Below are 15,271 nucleotides of genomic sequence, written 5' to 3' on the forward strand. Positions count from 1 at the left end.
CGAGAAGGTCGGGGATGCCGCGCAGGACGGTGGTGTAGCCGTCCGCCAGGCTGCGGATCACCACGTTGCCCCCGATCTTGCCCCAGGCCACCAGGGTGCCGACGATGGAGCCCGCGAGAAAGCCGCAGGAGGCGACGGCGATCGTCATCCCGGTCGCGGTGAGAAGAGCCCATCCCCAACCGTTGGGGCCGAACCCGACGAGCTCGAAATAGCTCAGCTGCTGCACGCGTCTCAACTTTCTTGAATACGTCTCCCTCACCGAGAGGCAGGAGGTGAGACAAGATCTGTCACATCGGACCTTCGACCGGAGCGAGTCCCGGGTCCGTTTAGCAGGATCCGGGACTTTTTTTCCAGTGGGCTAAAGCATCGGACGTGAAAAGTGGACTTGCACTTTTGGGATCCATCCGATGCCTTCTTCTTGAATGAGAGCATCGGTCAGGACGGAAAACCGGACCCACTTTTGGGATCGGACCCGAAGGCGCTCCCCCGTGCCCCACTGGTCAGGTCAGACCTGCGGGGTCGCGTCGAGCTTGAACCACTTCTCGGACAGGGTCTTGATCGTGCCGTCCTTGATCGCCGCCTGGATCGCCTCGTCGAAGGACTTCTTGAGCTCGGTATCGTCCTTGCGCATGCCCACCGCGACGCCGCGGCCGAGCAGGCCGCCGCGCATGCCCGTTCCGGCGATGATCATGTCCTTGAACTCGGGCTTCTCCTGCGTGGCCTTCAGGGCGCCCTGTCCGGCGAAGATCGCATCGAGGCGGCCGGCGGAGAGGTCGAGATCGTGCTGCTCCGTGGTCTTGTACTCGCGGATCTGGACCGTATCCTTCAGGTAGGTCTCCACGAACTGCGCGTTCACGGTCGAGGTCTGGACGCCGACGGTCTTGCCCTTCAGGAGCGGCTTCCAGGCCTCGATCGCCTTCTTGGCGCCTTCAGGATCCTTGTCGAGGCTCACCGTCGTGCCGGTGCCCGCCAGCTTGGCGAGGGGGGAATCCTTCATGACGCCGAAGCCGTGCGGGGTGGCCGCGTAGGGGATCGAGAAGTTGATCGTCTCGAGGCGCTTCTCGGTGATGTTCATGCCGGCCATGATGGCGTCGTACTTCTTGGCCTGGAGGGCCGGGATGATGCCGTCCCAGTCCTGGGCGACGATCTCGCACTTCACCTTCATGCGGCCGCAGAGCTCGTTGGCGAGATCGATCTCGAAGCCCTCGAGCTTGCCGCCCGGGCCCGTGAAGTTCCACGGGGCGTAGGCGCCCTCCGTGGCGATCTTCACCGTCTTCTCCTGCGCGGCCGCTCCGCCGACGGCGAGCCCGGAGGCGAGCAGGCCGAGACCCAATGTCTTGAAGAATTTCATCGTCTTCCCTCTGGTCAGCTTCAACTGATCCTGTTGTCGGATGAGGGTCTTAGGACCGTCATCTCGCGTCCAGAAGCTAACATTCAAAAGCCAAGCCGGCGCAAGTCCTAAACATGCTGAATAAAGCGCCCAAGCTGGCGATTTCGGTCGTAGTCGGGCCGGATCGATACAAAAAGGGCGCGGCCGATGCCGCGCCCTGAATTCCATGGTCGTCGCCAGGTCATGGCCGGGCTTGTCCCGGCCATCTCGGTGGCTTGAAGCGCAGCGCCATTCGGCATCGGAATCCCCGGCACAAGGCCGGTGACCACGTGGGACGGGGATTCCAGCCTCGAGGCCGGACGATCAGACGCGCGGCGTGGTGTCGATCTTGAACCACTTCTCCGACAGCTTCTTCACGGTGCCGTCCTTGATCGCCGCCTGGATCGCCTCGTCGAAGCTCTTCTTGAGCTCGGTCTCGCCCTTGCGCAGGCCGACGCCGACGCCGGCGCCGAGCAGGCCGCCGGTGATCGACGGGCCGGCCAGGGTATAGTCCTTGCTGAACTCGGGCTTCTCGAGGGTGCCGATGATGTTGGTCGCGTCCGCCAGAACCGCGTCGATGCGGCCGGCCGCCAGATCGAGGTCATGGGCCTCGGTGGTCTTGTACTCGCGGATCTCGGCCGTGCCCTTCAGGTACTTGTCGGCGAAGTTCGAGTGGATGGTCGAGGTCTGCACCCCGATGGTCTTGCCCTTCAGGAGCGGCTTGTAGGCCTCGATCGCCTTCTCGGCGGCCGCCTGCTGGGTCGAGAGGTTGAAGGCCTCGCCCTTGCCCGGCATGGCGGCGAGCGGAGAGCTCTTCGCCACCAGGAAGCCGTTCGGGGAATTGGCGTAAGGGCCGGCGAAATCGATGGTCTTCTTGCGCTCGTCGGTGATGCTCATGCCAGCCATGATGGCGTCGTACTTCTTGGCCTGGAGGGCCGGGATGATGCCGTCCCAGTCCTGGGCGACGATCTCGCAGGTGACCTTCATGCGGGCGCACAGGTCGTTGGCGAGGTCGATCTCGAAGCCCTCGAGCTTGCCGCCCGCGCCCGTGAAGTTCCACGGGGCGTAGGCGCCTTCGGTTGCGATCTTCACCGTCTTCTGCTGGGCGGCCGCTCCGCCGATCGCAAGAGCGGAACCGAGAAGAGCCAGGCCGACGGTCTTAACGAAATTCATAGTCGTTCCCTTGTTTATGAGCCCCGGTTTCGCGCCGGGGCCTGACATGCCCGCGGCCCTCTTCAGGGCCGCGCCGTGACGCAGTAACAGCCAAACTTGACCAAAACGCAAGGGGGGAGCGCGGGCCTCACACGACCCGCAGCCTGATCTCGCCGAGGCCCTCGATGGCGCCGGTCATGGTCTGACCTTGGGTGACGGCGCCCACGCCGTCCGGCGTGCCGGAGAAGATCACGTCCCCAGGGGCGAGCTCGAAATAGGAGGAGAGATAAGCGATCTGCTCGGCGACCGACCAGATCATGTCGGAGAGATCCGCCGTCTGTCTGGTCGCCCCGTCCACCGTCAGGGAGATCGTGCCGCCGGCCGGGTGTCCGACCTGCGAGACCGGGCGGATCGGTCCGACCGGGCCGGAATGGTCGGCGGCCTTGCCCAGCTCCCAGGGACGGCGGAGCTGCTTGGCCTCGTCCTGGAGGTCGCGGCGAGTCATGTCGAGGCCGACCGCGTAGCCGAAGACATGGTCGAGGGCCTGCTCGACCGGGATGTCCTTGCCGCCCTTGGCCAGGGCCACGACCATCTCGATCTCGAAATGGTAGTTTCCGGTCTTCGGCGGATAGGGATGGTCGGCCGTTTCGCCTTCCGGGACCGGCTGGAGCGCGTCGGCCGGCTTCATGAAGAAGAAGGGCGGCTCGCGGGTCGGATCGCCGCCCATCTCGCGCGCGTGGGCCGCATAGTTGCGGCCGACGCAATAGACGCGGCGGACCGGGAAGAGGTCGGCGCTGCCGGCCACGGGGAGGGCAGGAGTCGAAGGCGCGGGAATGACGTAGGCCATGGAAGCTCGCGGGATGTCAGGGTGATCGAGGGGATCCGGAAGGCAGGACCGCTTGTCCCTTCCTACACCTTGGAAGAGGCATCGCAACCCATGGCGAACAGGTTTGGACTACGGCTTTGGGAGAACATGAAAACGGCGGGCCCAGGGCCCGCCGCAGAGATCCGTCGATCTTGAGCCGCTTAGCGGCGACGGGCGGTGCCGCCCGGCAGACGCTGGGCGTCCGCAAGGTGGTGCTCGATATGCGGAACCACCGAGGCCGCGAACTGGCGCAGGCCCGGATCGTTGCCGCCCTGGGCGTAGCCCGAATGCAGGGCGAGGGCTTCCTGGTGACCCATGCGCTGAGCCTGGCCGTACAGCCGGTCGAACTGCGGGCCCGAGGTCGAGGCGAGCTGGTTCAGCATGGCGGTCTTCTCAGGAGAGAGCGGCACGCCGAGACGGATCGGCGTGACCGAGCCCGTCGCCTGCACGTCGGCGCTGCGGCCGGCCGCGGCGCCCGTGGTCGCGCCGACGCCGGCACCGACCGCGGCCCCCACCGGGCCGCCCACCAGAGCGCCGACGCCCGCACCGGCCAGAGCGCCGGTCGCCGTTCCGCCGGCCGTGCCCGGAGCGCCACTGGCGGCCGCGCCCGCGGTCGCGCCGGCCGTCGCGCCGACGCCTGCGCCCACGGCCGCTCCGACCGGGCCGCCCACGAGGGCCCCGATGCCGGCGCCGGCGAGGGTGCCGCCCAGGGAGCCGCCGATGAACTCACCGGACGCGGAATAGACCGGGCGGCCGCCGTTCAGGGCCTGGCTGGTCATGCTGTGGTCCTTGATCATGTTCTGGGCGTAGCGGCGAACGGCGGGGTTGCGCGAGCGCTCGAGGGCGAGCTGGCTCGAAGCGATCTCGAAAGCATCCGATTGAGCCGCCATCATGCGGTAGGTCTGGCCGTCCATGATCTGGGCAGAGGCCGGGACGGCCGAAACGGATGCAAGCAGGGCCGCGAGGGGAAGATATTTCTTCATGGGGTGAACTCCTGTTACCGGGATCGCAGAACACCGTGCGAAGCCCATCGGGCTCGCGGAGGTCGTGGGTGGCTGCTGCACCCCTTCAACGGCATTCGATCTAAGCGGTTCCAGGAAAGTCAGGTTTCGTTCAGCATAAATTCCGATCAACCCGCCAAAGCTTGGCTTTCGTCACGCTGAAGGACAATAGAGACACCTCTCGCGACAGTGGAAAGCGCGCCTATTCTTCGAAGCTTGACGTTTCAGCGCGGCCATATGCTTGAGCGCGGTCCCGGAGGTTTTCTCAGGACTTCGCCTCGGGCTGGCGAATGCGGGCGAGGGAGAGCATGCCCATGCCTCCGACCGTGCCGTCGGGCTTCAGGCCCCGCAGTTCCGCCATGAGGAGAAATCCGGTCTCGTCCCGGTCGATGGTGAAGAGATGGTAGCCGGCCTTGTGGGTCAGGGTGCCGCCGCGCGCCGAGGCCGAGGGCGCGCCGATCACCGGGATGGGACCGCGCGGGCCGTCGAGATGGGCGAGCGAGCCCACATGGTTGTGCCCGTGCAGCACGAGCTCGGCGCCGACCCGGCACAGCATCTTCTCGAACCGGGAGGCGTCGGTGAGGTTGCGGCCCGCTTCCGCGCCGCCGACATGGGGCGGGTGGTGGATCAGCACGATCCGGAAGCAGCCCGGGTCCCGCCCCAGCTCGCCGAGGATCTGCTCGACGGCCTTCATCTGCCGCGACCCGACCCGTCCGCTGGCCACGAAGGGCAGGGTCGGGATGGCGGAGGAGAGGCCGACCACGGCGATGGACCCGTAGCGGCGCAGGTAGGGGAACGCGCCTTCGCGGCCGTCGTCGCCCCGGGTCCAGGGCGAGATCTCCCGCAGCAGCCCCTCGAGCGAGCCGCGCACATAGGCGTCGTGGTTGCCCGGCACGAAGGTCACGCGGGACGGGTCGCCCAGGCTCTCGAGAAAGACCCGGGACGTCTTCCATTCGTCCGGAAGGCCGATGTTGCAGGTATCGCCCGTGCAGGTGATGTGGTCGGGCTTCTGCGCATGGATGTCGGCGACGAGCTCGGCCAGGAGCTCCATGTCGTGCAGGTCGTGCCGGCTGCGGTGCCAGTTGTACCAGCCGGTCAGGCGCTTGCTCAGAAGCTGCTTGAGACGCGGCCGGGGCAGCGGGCCCACATGGGGGTCGGTCAGGTGAGCGATGCGGAACATGGCGGCCGGGTTGATGCGTCGGGAAGCGAGAGTTCGCGCGCGGTGCCCCGCGCGTCAAGCGCTGCCGATGAAGATCCCGGCGAGAAGCACCAGAATGCCGCCCACGACCACCTGCAGGGTCGCGCTCCAGAACGGCGTGTCCATGAACCGGGTGCGGATCCACGAGATCGCCACGAGCTCGACCGCCACCACGAGGGCCGCGATGCCGGTGGCGAGGAGAAAGGCGTTGGGCCAGGAATCCGGCACCAGATAGGGCAGGGTGTGGCCGAGGCCGCCGGCCGCCGTCATGACCCCGCAGACCAGCCCGCGCAGCCAGGGCGAGCCGCGGCCCGTGATCTCGCCGTCGTCGGAGAGGGCCTCCGTCAGGCCCATGCTGATGCCGGCGCCCACCGAGGCCGCGAGCCCGACCAGGAAGGTCTCCCAGTTGTTCTGGGTCGCGAAGGCGGCGGCGAACAGGGGCGCGAGGGTGGAGACCGAGCCGTCGATCAGCCCGGCCAGCCCCGGCTGCACGTATTGCAGCACGAAGAGCCGGCGGCGGGCATGCTCCTCCGCGGCCTCGGCGTTCTCGGTGAGATGGGCGGCATGCAGCTCGCCGGCCTTGCGCTCGTGGCCGCGCTCGATCTCGGCGAGCCTGGTGAACAATTCGCGCACGGACACGTCGAGGGTCTGCTGGGCGGCCTTTTCGTAGAAGTTCGCGGCCTGCAGCTCCATGACCTCCGCCTCGCGGCGCATGCGGTCGAGGTCGAGATGCGGGCTCCACCACACGGCGCGGCGCTTCAGGAAGCCGCGCACGTCCTCGCGGCGGATCGGCGGGAGATGCTCGCCGAAGCGGTCGCGGTAGAAGCCGTAGAGGGCGTTGCGATGGGCGCGCTCCTCCTCGGCCATGCCGTCGAAGATTTCGGCCGAGGCGGGGAAATCACCCCGGAGGCGATCCGCGAATTGCTGGTAGATCCGCGAATCTTCCTCTTCGCTGCCGATGGCGAGCGCGATAACCTCGCGCTCGGACAATTGGGACAGAGACTTCATGCCCGCTCCTGTTTAGAAGGATTCTAAACAATAAGCCGGGCCGTTGCCAAGCCTCCCCGTGTCAACGGAGGCGAGGCCTCAGACTCAGTACTGCGCGCCCGGGATCAGGGTCGAGTAGATCGAGCGGTCCTCGAGGTTGAGGGCCGGGGACCAGGAGAAGCGGGCGGAACGGTTGAGACGGGACAGGATCAGCGCGAGAAACATCGGAACACCTTTGGTTGATCCTGTCTTAGACCTTCGTCTAATCCCGGTCACGCGACAAAATACCGGAACAGCTATGCAGTGGATGAATGACTACATTCATCCTCCCGTAACCTTGCCGTGATGGGGTGGCCCGATGTCCGATCCTCAGCCTCGCCGGTCCGCGCGCCTCGTCTCCCGGGCACTCCATACCTATTGGCGCTTCTCCCGGGGCATGACGCTCGGCGTTCGGGCCGTGGTCCTCGACGACCGGAACCGGGTCTTCCTCATCCGGCACACCTACGTGGCCGGCTGGCACCTGCCGGGAGGCGGCGTCGAGACCGGCGAGACCGCCCTCGAGGCCCTGGGCCGCGAGCTCCAGGAGGAGGCCTGCATCGCCATGGACGAGACGCCCAGGCTGTTCGGCGTCTTCTTCAACAGCCGGATCTCCCGGCGCGACCACGTGCTGGTCTACGTCATCCGCCGTTTCACGGTGCTCGCCGTCAAGCAGCCGGACCGGGAGATCGCCGAGGCGGGCTTCTTCCCCATCGAGGGGCTGCCCGAGGGAACGACGGCCGCGACCCGCCGACGCCTGGCCGAGATCCTCGAGGGCCAGCCCGTCTCGGCGAACTGGTGAGAGAGGGTTTGCGCCGCGTTCCCGGCGCTGCTATGGCCTTGCGACCTTCATGAAATGCCGAGCCCCATGAGTATCACACGGATTTCGCGACGACGACACGGCTGACGTTCCGTTCAGCCGTTTTCCGTTCCCTCTCGTCCCCGAGTCCGTCCATGACCGAGCTCTCGCTCCTGATCCGCACCGAGCAACCCATCGATTCCGAAGCCATCGAGCGCCTGCACGAGCGCGCCTTCGGGCCGGGCCGCTTCGCCCGCACCGCCTCGCGCCTGAGGGAAGGGGCGTCCCATCGGCTCGATCTGTCCTTCACGGCCCTGGTCGGCACCCTGCTGGTCGGTTCGGTGCGCCTCACCCCGGTGAAGGCCGGCGACGTGCCGGCCCTGATGCTGGGCCCGCTCACGGTGGAGCCCGCCTTCGAGAGCCGCGGCATCGGCGCCGCCCTCATGCGCCGCTCCCTCGAGGCCGCCAAGGCCGGGGGCCATACCCTGGTGCTGCTCGTGGGCGACGAGCCCTATTACAGCCGCTTCGGCTTCAGGCGCATCCCGCCGCAGCAGCTGCAGCTTCCGGGTCCGGTCAACCCGGTCCGCTTCCTGGCCCTGGAACTGGTGGAAGGCGCGATGGCGGGCGCCAAGGGACTGGTGAGCCCGCTGCCCGACTCGGACGGGTAGCGCGAACGATCCGGCCTCTCCGTTGTCGTCACCGGGAGGAGCCCGGTGACGACGTGGCTGATGAGCGCTGCGATTCCGGTCAGGCCCGGCGGCGTCCCTCGATCAGCCAGGCCGCGAGGGTGGAGCCGATCAGGAGCACGAGCCCTACGAAGCCGAGCGCCATCGGGAAGACCGATACCCCGCGCACGATGGCGCTGTCGCTCGGCTTGATGCCGATCCAGTCGCCGCCGGAGAAGCGGCTGCCCGAATGCACCGCGAGGACGCGCGGCACCGTGATGCTCTGATCGCCCGCCATCGCGACGCGCCGCACCGACCCGCCGGTCGCTTCGGCGATCGCGCTCAGGGCCTCGGTGTTGCTGAACACGTCCATGAGCTCGCGCGGATTGGCCGGGCCGATGCTCACGAAGGTGATGAGATCGCCCGACCGGACCGTGTGCAGGCCGAGCTCGCGGCTGGCCACCTGGGCGGTGAAGAGGCCGGGGCGCGTCTCGGTGAGCGGGACGCTGCTCTCCTGGCCGCTCGGGGCCACGATGGTCACGGGGTCGGCCGTCTCGGCCATGGTCTGGCGCTCGACGCGGATGTCGCGCCCCTGCGCGCTCGCCCGCAGGGCCTCCTCCTCGAGGGCCGGCTCCTTCATGAGCCAGTGGGCGAGGCGGCGCAGAAGGTCGAGATGCGGGCCGCCGTCCTGATAGCCGCGGGCCCAGAGCCAGGCATGGTCGGAGAGCAGCAGCGCCACGCGGCCCTTCTCCTCCCGGCGCAGGACGAGGAGCGGCAGGTCGTTCGCCCCCGACATGAGCGTGTCGCCCGACTGCACCTGCGAGCCGATGATGCGCAGCCACTCGCCCCAGGCCGGCGGCGACTGCTCCGAGCCCGGCAGGTCGCGGGTGACGGGGTGGCGGTCGCCGGTGTCGGTGATCTGCGCCTTGTAGGGCTGCTCGACGATGCTGCCGTTGGGCTGGCCCGGGATGATCGGCGCAAGCCTGGTCTGCGCGAGGCTGCCGTAGCTCGCGAATTCGGGGCCCGCCGCCACCAGGATCGCCCCGCCCTCGCGCACGTAGCGCACGATGTTCTCGAAATAGCTGGACGGCAGGATGCTCTGGTTCGCGTAGCGGTCGAAGATGATCAGGTCGAATTCCTTGATCTTCTGCTGGAACAGCTCGCGGGTCGGGAAGGCGATCAGCGAGAGTTCGTTGATCGGCGTGCCGTCCTGCTTCTCCGGCGGGCGCAGGATCGTGAAGTGGACGAGGTCCACGTTGGCGTCGGACTTGAGGAGGTTGCGCCAGGTCCGCTCGCCCGCATGGGGCTCGCCGGAGACGAGCAGCACGCGCAGCTTCTCGCGGATGCCCTCGATGGGGATCACCGCCCGGTTGTTGGCCTGCGTCAGCTCGTTGGGCAGGCCTTCCACTTCGAGCTCGACCACGTTGGTGCCGCCATGCTCGATGCGCACGTCGAGGGTGAAGGGCGTGTCGGCGCGAACCTGCTGGCGGGCGAGAACCTGTCCGTCGCGGCGCACGGTGACGAGGGCCGAGCCGGTGCCGCCGCGCTCCATGATCTGGGCGCGGATCGTCTGGTCCTTGCCCACGATGCCGAAGCGGGGCGCCTCGAGCAGCTTGATCTGCCGGTCGCGCTCGTCCGGACGGCCGGTGATGAGCGCGTGGAGGGGCGCCCGGAAGCCGAGACCCTCCACGGAGGACGGGATGTCGTGCACCACGCCGTCGGTCACGAAGACCACGCCGGCGAGCCGGTCCGGCGGCACGTCGGCCAACCCGTTGGACAGGGCGGCGAACAGGCGCGTGCCGTCGTCGCCGCTGCCGTCGTCCGCCTCGATGAAGCGCGGGTCCACGTCGGCCAGGGAGCCGAAGCGCCGCTCCAGCTCGGCCCGCACCTGATCGGTCATGGCCGGGCGGTCGCCCAGGGTCTGCGAGGTGGAGCGGTCGACCACGACCGCCACGATGTCCTTCACCTTGTCCCGGTCCTCCTGCACGAGCGCCGGGTTGGCGAGCGCCAGGAGCACGAGCCCGAGGGCGACCGCCCTGAGGATCGCCACGGGTCCGCGGGAGACCAGCGCGAGGATCGCGAGCAGCGCGACGACCGCGCCGAGGGCCCAGAGGGCATAGGCCGGGATGAGCGGGGAGAAGCTGATCGAGAGCAAACCGTTTCCCTCTTACTGCCCGAGGCGTTCGAGCAGGGCCGGCACGTGCACCTGGTCGGCCTTGTAGTTGCCGGTCAGCGCATACATGACGATGTTGACGCCGCTGCGGTACGAGAATTCCCGCTGGCGCTGGTCGCTGCCCACGATCGGGTAGATGAACTCGCCCCGGGCGCCGACCGCCCAGGCGGCCGCGAGATCGTTGGACGTGATGATGATCGGCGACACCCCGTCGCCGGAGCGGGCCGGGCGGCTCGCCTCGCCCTCGGGCGCGGGCGGCAGGGCCTCGACCCAGGTCTGCCCGGTGGCGTAACGGCCCGGGAAGCTGTCGAGGATGTAGAAGGTCTTGGTCAGCACGTGATCGGCCGGCACCGGCTCGAGCTCGGGAATGTCGAGGCTCGCCAGCATCCGGCGCAGGTACTGCCCCTCGGCCGTGGGAGCGCCGTCCGGACGGTTGCCGAAGGCGTCGCGTGTGTCGAAGATCACCGTGCCGCCGCCCTTCATGAAGGCGTCGAGACGCCGGATCGCGGCTTCGGACGGCATGGGCCGGGATGCCACGATGGGCCAGTAGATCAGCGGATAGAACGCCACCTCGTCCCGCGAGAGATCGATGCCGATCGGCTCTCCGGGCGACAGGGCGGTGCGCTGGCTCAGCACCTGCGTCAGCCCGGTCAGGCCTGCCTTGCTCGTCTCGTCGACCTGGGAATCGCCCGTGACCACATAGGCGAGCCGCGTCACGAGGGCGGGGCTGGAGCTCTCCATGGTCATGGACGAGCGGCGCTCCTGCGCGTTCGCGTCCGAAGCCGGGTTGAGGAGAAGGGACGCCCCGAGCACGATGGCGGCCGCGGCGCCGGCCCGGCGCAGGCGGGAGGCGACGTTCGACAGATGGCCGCCGAGCCAGAGCGACGCGAGGGTGTCGATCAGCAGGAGCACGAGAGCCAGCATGAAGAGCGGCATGCGCAGATCGATGGTCTGCGCCCCGGCGAGGGGCGCGACCCGGGCGTTGAGGGGAGCGAAGTCGAGAGGCGCGAGCCGGTCGCCCGGCAGGAGCGCGTTCACCGCGAGGCTCGAATCCACCGGCCCGTAGAAGCCCGGCGGATGCTCACCGCTCGCGCGCTCGGCGTAGTTGCGCGCCACGGCGCGGGCATTGGCCGGGGGCGACGTGTAGATGCCGTAGCCGTCGAGGGTCAGTCGTGGAGCCACCGTGTCGTTCTCCGCGTTGCGCGCCTCCGCATTGGCATCGCTCGGCGCGCCCGCGAGCGCCGTGGTCCGGCGCAGCATGTCGACGAAGAGGCCCGACAGGGGCAGGTTCGACCAGGTGGTGTCGGCGGTGACGTGGAAGAGCACGATCATGCCGTCGCCGCGCTTGTCCGCCGTCACGATGGGCGTGCCGTCGGCAAGCGACGCCCAGGTCTTCCCCGGCAGGTCGCCGTCCGGCTCCGCGAGGATCTGGCGGCGGATGCCGATCTCCTCCGGCACGGTCAGGCCGAAATAAGGGCTTTCCCGGGTGAAGGGCGCGAAGGTCTTGGGGGTGTCCCAGGACAGGGTGCCGCCGAGGCTGCGCCCGCCCCGGCGCAGGCGCACCGGCACGAGCTCGTCGTTGCCGGCGGCCAGGCGGGAGCCCGCGAAGCGCAGGAGCATGCCGCCCTTCTCGACGAAGGCCGTGACCCGGCCCAGGGTCTCCCGGTCGAGCCCGCCCACGTCGGCCAGCACGAGAACGGACACCTGCTCGTCGATGAGCTGGTTCACCGCGTCGGCCACCGCGCCGCGCCCGTTGCGGATCTCCGAATAGGGCGCGAGGGCGCGCTCGATGTAGTAGAGCGGCGAGAGCAGGGGCTGGGCCTGATCGGAGGTGCCGCCGAACACCAGCCCCACGCGGCGGCGCTTGCCGCGCTCGTCGAGGAGATGCACGGCCCCGGCCGAGCCCTCGCCGAGGACCTCGATGCGCGCGATGGCGTTGCGGATCTCGGTGGGCAGATCGAACGCGACGCTCGTCTCGGTGGCGTTCGGATCGAAGGCGAAGCGCATGTCCGCGAGCGGCAGGCTCTTGAGGTCGAGGGCGCGCACGGTGCCGGCATCGCGTCCGTTCGGCTCGGGACGCACGAGCCTCACGTTGAGCTGGCCGCTGGCATTCTCCGCGCCGGCAACGGCCAGGGCCGGAGCGCGCTCCGCTTTGAGAACGGTGATCCGCTGCCCGTTCGCCATCTTGGCCAAACCATCGATGAAGCCCTGTCCATCAACGCCCGCCACCCCGTCGCTGATCCAGACGATGTTGGTCTCGGGAGTCGATTCCAGGAACCGCCTGACGGAATCGAGATGGGCCTGGCGGTCCTGCAGATGCGGCAGGGGTTTCAAGGACCGAAGCCGTTCCAGCGCGGTGGACGGGCTCGCCGGCTCGATGGCCGCGGGAGCCTCGGCGGTCGCCACGAGCGCGACCGTGCGCCCGTCGCGGCCCGCCGCCTCGACGCGCTCGACCGCGAGGTTCATGCGCTCGCGCCAGTCATGCGCGGCGGCAAAGCCGTTGTCGAGCACGATCAGGAGCGGCGAGCGGTTGTCGTCCTCCGCCAGCGGGTTCCAGATCGGGCCCGCGGCCGCCAGGATGAGGAAGGCGGCGAGCAGCAGCCGCAGCAGCAGGAGCCACCAGGGGGTGCGCGCAGGCATTTCCTGCTCGGGCCGCAGGTCCGCCAGGATCTTGAGGGGCGGGAAGTCGACCCGGCGCGGCTGCGGCGGCGTGATGCGCAGGAGCAGCCAGATCGCCGGCAGGGCCGCCAGCGCCGTCAAAACGAGCGGAACCGCGAAGGTGAGGGGAAGGCCCAGCATGGCTCAACGCCCTCCCAGGCCGGTGCCGCGCGCGGTCGACACGAGCGTCATGATGCGCAGGGCGGCTTCGCTGGCCGGCCGGTCGGTGCGGTGGATGGTCAGGGTCCAGCCGCGGCGGCGGGCCAGCTGCTGAAGCGCCTCCCGGTGCTCCTCGATCCGCAGCCGGTAGGCACGGCCCCAGGAGACCGCATCGCCGATCCGCAACGACAGCCCGTCCTCGAGATCGTGCAGGACGGCCTGTCCCTGGAACGGAAAGGTCTCCTCGACGGGATCGACGATCATCACGAGATGACCGCGCGCCCCGCGCGACGAGATGCCTTCGACCATGGCGGTGACATCGGACAGGGGCGACAGGAAATCGCTGATCAGAACGGCCTCGTGCTGGGGCGCCACGGGAGCCTGCGGGGGCAGGTCCTCTTCCAGGGACGCCCGGTCGGCCACCAGGGTCTGGGCCATGGTCTCGGCGATGCGCCGCGTCGCCCGCGGCGGCATGAGGCCGAGCATGCCGACCCGCTCCCCGGCCTCGACGAAGGCATCGGCGAGCGCGAGGCCGAGCACGATGGCGCGCTCGACCTTGGGCGCCTGCGCCAGCTCCGAGACATAGCCCATGGAGGCGGAGCGGTCGATCCAGAACCAGACGGTCTGGGCGGTCTCCCACTCGCGCTCGCGCACATAGAGCCGGTCGTCGCGGGCCGAGCGGCGCCAGTCGATGCGCTGCGCCGCCTCGCCGGCCACGAAGGGGCGGAACTGCCAGAAGGTTTCGCCGGTGCCGGCGCGCCGGCGGCCGTGGATGCCGTGGGCCAGGTTGGCGGCGACCCGCCGGGACTCGAGCACGAGGTGCGGCATGCGGTCTGCGAGGGAGAGAGCGCTTTCCGTTTCGCGGCGGCCCGGCGAGCGGGCGCTTTCGGGGAGGACCCGGACACGGGCCATGACGGGGTTCCTAGCCTGCCAGCCGCGACGTGAGCCGGCCGACGATGCTCTTGATGGTCTCTCCATCCGCCCGGGCCGAGAAGGTCAGGGCCATGCGGTGCTTGAGCACCGGCTCGGCGAGCGCCACCACGTCGGCGATCGACGGGGCGACCCGGCCTTCGATCAGCGCGCGGGCGCGCACCGCCAGCATCAGGGCCTGGCTGGCGCGGGGACCCGGCCCCCAGAGAATCCTGTCGGTCACGCCTTCGATGCCGTTGCCCTCGGGACGTGCCGAGCGGACGAGGTCGAGGATCGCCTCGACCACGCTCTCGCCGACCGGCAGGCGGCGCACGAGGCGCTGGGCGTTCATGAGGGCCTCGGCGTTCATGACCGCCTGCGGCTTGTGCTCGTCGGCGCCCGTGGTCTCGATCAGGATGCGCCGCTCGGCCTCGCGCGTCGGATAGCCGACGTCGATCTCGAGCAGGAATCGGTCGAGCTGGGCTTCCGGAAGGGGATAGGTGCCTTCCTGCTCGATCGGGTTCTGGGTCGCCAGCACATGGAAGGGCTGGGGCAGGTCGTGCCGCTCGCCCCCCACGGAGACGTGATGCTCCTGCATGGCCTGGAGCAGGGCCGATTGGGTGCGCGGGCTCGCGCGGTTGATCTCGTCGGCCATCAGGAGCTGCGCGAAGACCGGGCCCTTCACGAAACGGAAGGAACGGCGCCGGTCGGCGCCCTCGTCGAGGATCTCGGACCCGAGGATGTCGGAGGGCATCAGGTCCGGGGTGAACTGGATGCGGCGGGCGTCGAGCCCGAGCACGGTGCCGAGCGTCTCCACCAGCTTCGTCTTGGCGAGGCCGGGAACGCCCACGAGCAGGCCGTGGCCGCCCGCGAGAAGGGTGATGAGGGTGAGATCGACCACGTCTTCCTGGCCGAAGATGACCGTGTGGATGGCCTCGCGGGCCCGGCCGACAGTCTCGAGGGTCGCCTCCGCGTTGCGGATGATCGCGTCGTCCAATGCGGTAGGCGCCTGAGCAATGCTGGCCGTCATGAGGTCACTCTCCTCGATCGCAATTGCCCCCGGTAGGTAGTCTGCCTTCGATCCGTGTCGAGGTGCAAGGGTCGTTGCGCCGCAGCGAAGGACGGATGGAGTGGACGAGACAGCCGAGGGCTCTATGCTTTAAAGCATCGGACCCAAAAGTGGACCCACTTTTGGGATCGGATCCGATCCTTCGTCATTGATGTGTGCATCGTTGATGCGGAAAACCGGGTCCACTTTTCCGCACGATGCCCTTAGAAGTAACAATCGGCGGCCGTTCGT

Annotated in this window: 12 protein-coding genes and 1 pseudogene; 2 read left to right on the top strand and 11 right to left on the bottom strand. The window is 68.8% G+C overall.

Going from position 1 to position 15,271, the window contains the following annotated elements:
• From OCW50_RS26285 to mbfA, 7 genes and pseudogenes are all read right to left on the bottom strand, one after another.
• Positions 1-226 (bottom strand): annotated as a pseudogene (locus tag OCW50_RS26285) (ABC transporter permease); the annotation flags it as partial.
• A gap of 279 nt (positions 227-505) precedes the next feature.
• A complete protein-coding gene (locus OCW50_RS26290; protein WP_262299613.1) occupies positions 506-1,351 on the bottom strand; it encodes a lysine/arginine/ornithine ABC transporter substrate-binding protein in 846 nt (281 codons plus the stop codon).
• Positions 1,352-1,693: 342 nt separating this feature from the next.
• Positions 1,694-2,542, bottom strand: a complete 849-nt coding sequence (locus tag OCW50_RS26295; RefSeq protein WP_262299614.1) for a lysine/arginine/ornithine ABC transporter substrate-binding protein — start codon at positions 2,540-2,542, stop codon at positions 1,694-1,696.
• A 127-nt stretch (positions 2,543-2,669) separates the two neighbouring features.
• Positions 2,670-3,368, bottom strand: coding sequence for a fumarylacetoacetate hydrolase family protein (locus tag OCW50_RS26300; protein ID WP_262299615.1), 699 nt, complete (start codon positions 3,366-3,368; stop codon positions 2,670-2,672).
• A 179-nt stretch (positions 3,369-3,547) separates the two neighbouring features.
• On the bottom strand, positions 3,548-4,369 hold the full coding sequence (locus tag OCW50_RS26305) for a DUF4142 domain-containing protein (protein ID WP_262299616.1): 822 nt from the start codon (positions 4,367-4,369) through the stop codon (positions 3,548-3,550).
• Between the two features lie 283 nt (positions 4,370-4,652).
• Positions 4,653-5,567 carry a metallophosphoesterase family protein gene (locus OCW50_RS26310; RefSeq protein ID WP_262271565.1) on the bottom strand — a complete coding sequence of 305 codons (915 nt, stop codon included), beginning with the start codon at positions 5,565-5,567 and terminating at the stop codon, positions 4,653-4,655.
• A gap of 54 nt (positions 5,568-5,621) precedes the next feature.
• Complete coding sequence (gene mbfA, locus OCW50_RS26315) at positions 5,622-6,593, bottom strand: iron exporter MbfA (protein ID WP_262299617.1); 972 nt, start codon at positions 6,591-6,593, stop codon at positions 5,622-5,624.
• A gap of 337 nt (positions 6,594-6,930) precedes the next feature.
• On the opposite strand from mbfA, the gene OCW50_RS26320 reads away from it, so the two are divergent.
• Together OCW50_RS26320 and OCW50_RS26325 are read left to right on the top strand one after the other, a co-directional pair.
• Entirely contained in the window at positions 6,931-7,410 is a 480-nt protein-coding gene (locus OCW50_RS26320) for an NUDIX domain-containing protein (RefSeq protein ID WP_262271567.1), read from the top strand.
• A 152-nt stretch (positions 7,411-7,562) separates the two neighbouring features.
• Positions 7,563-8,075 (top strand): GNAT family N-acetyltransferase, encoded by a 513-nt coding sequence (locus OCW50_RS26325; protein ID WP_262299618.1) that lies wholly within the window; start codon positions 7,563-7,565, stop codon positions 8,073-8,075.
• Positions 8,076-8,154: 79 nt separating this feature from the next.
• On the opposite strand, the gene OCW50_RS26330 is transcribed toward OCW50_RS26325, so the two are convergent.
• From OCW50_RS26330 to OCW50_RS26345, 4 genes are read right to left on the bottom strand one after another with little or no spacing between them, the layout of a single operon-like run.
• On the bottom strand, positions 8,155-10,227 hold the full coding sequence (locus OCW50_RS26330) for a hypothetical protein (protein ID WP_262299619.1): 2,073 nt from the start codon (positions 10,225-10,227) through the stop codon (positions 8,155-8,157).
• A gap of 12 nt (positions 10,228-10,239) precedes the next feature.
• Positions 10,240-13,044 carry a DUF4159 domain-containing protein gene (locus OCW50_RS26335; RefSeq protein ID WP_262299620.1) on the bottom strand — a complete coding sequence of 935 codons (2,805 nt, stop codon included), beginning with the start codon at positions 13,042-13,044 and terminating at the stop codon, positions 10,240-10,242.
• Positions 13,045-13,047: 3 nt separating this feature from the next.
• Positions 13,048-13,974 (bottom strand): DUF58 domain-containing protein, encoded by a 927-nt coding sequence (locus OCW50_RS26340; RefSeq protein ID WP_262271571.1) that lies wholly within the window; start codon positions 13,972-13,974, stop codon positions 13,048-13,050.
• Positions 13,975-13,984: 10 nt separating this feature from the next.
• Positions 13,985-15,001, bottom strand: coding sequence for an AAA family ATPase (locus tag OCW50_RS26345; RefSeq protein ID WP_173945970.1), 1,017 nt, complete (start codon positions 14,999-15,001; stop codon positions 13,985-13,987).
• Positions 15,002-15,271: the final 270 nt, after the last annotated feature.

This window comes from Microvirga sesbaniae (assembly GCF_025460805.1).
Taxonomy (GTDB): domain Bacteria; phylum Pseudomonadota; class Alphaproteobacteria; order Rhizobiales; family Beijerinckiaceae; genus Microvirga; species Microvirga sesbaniae.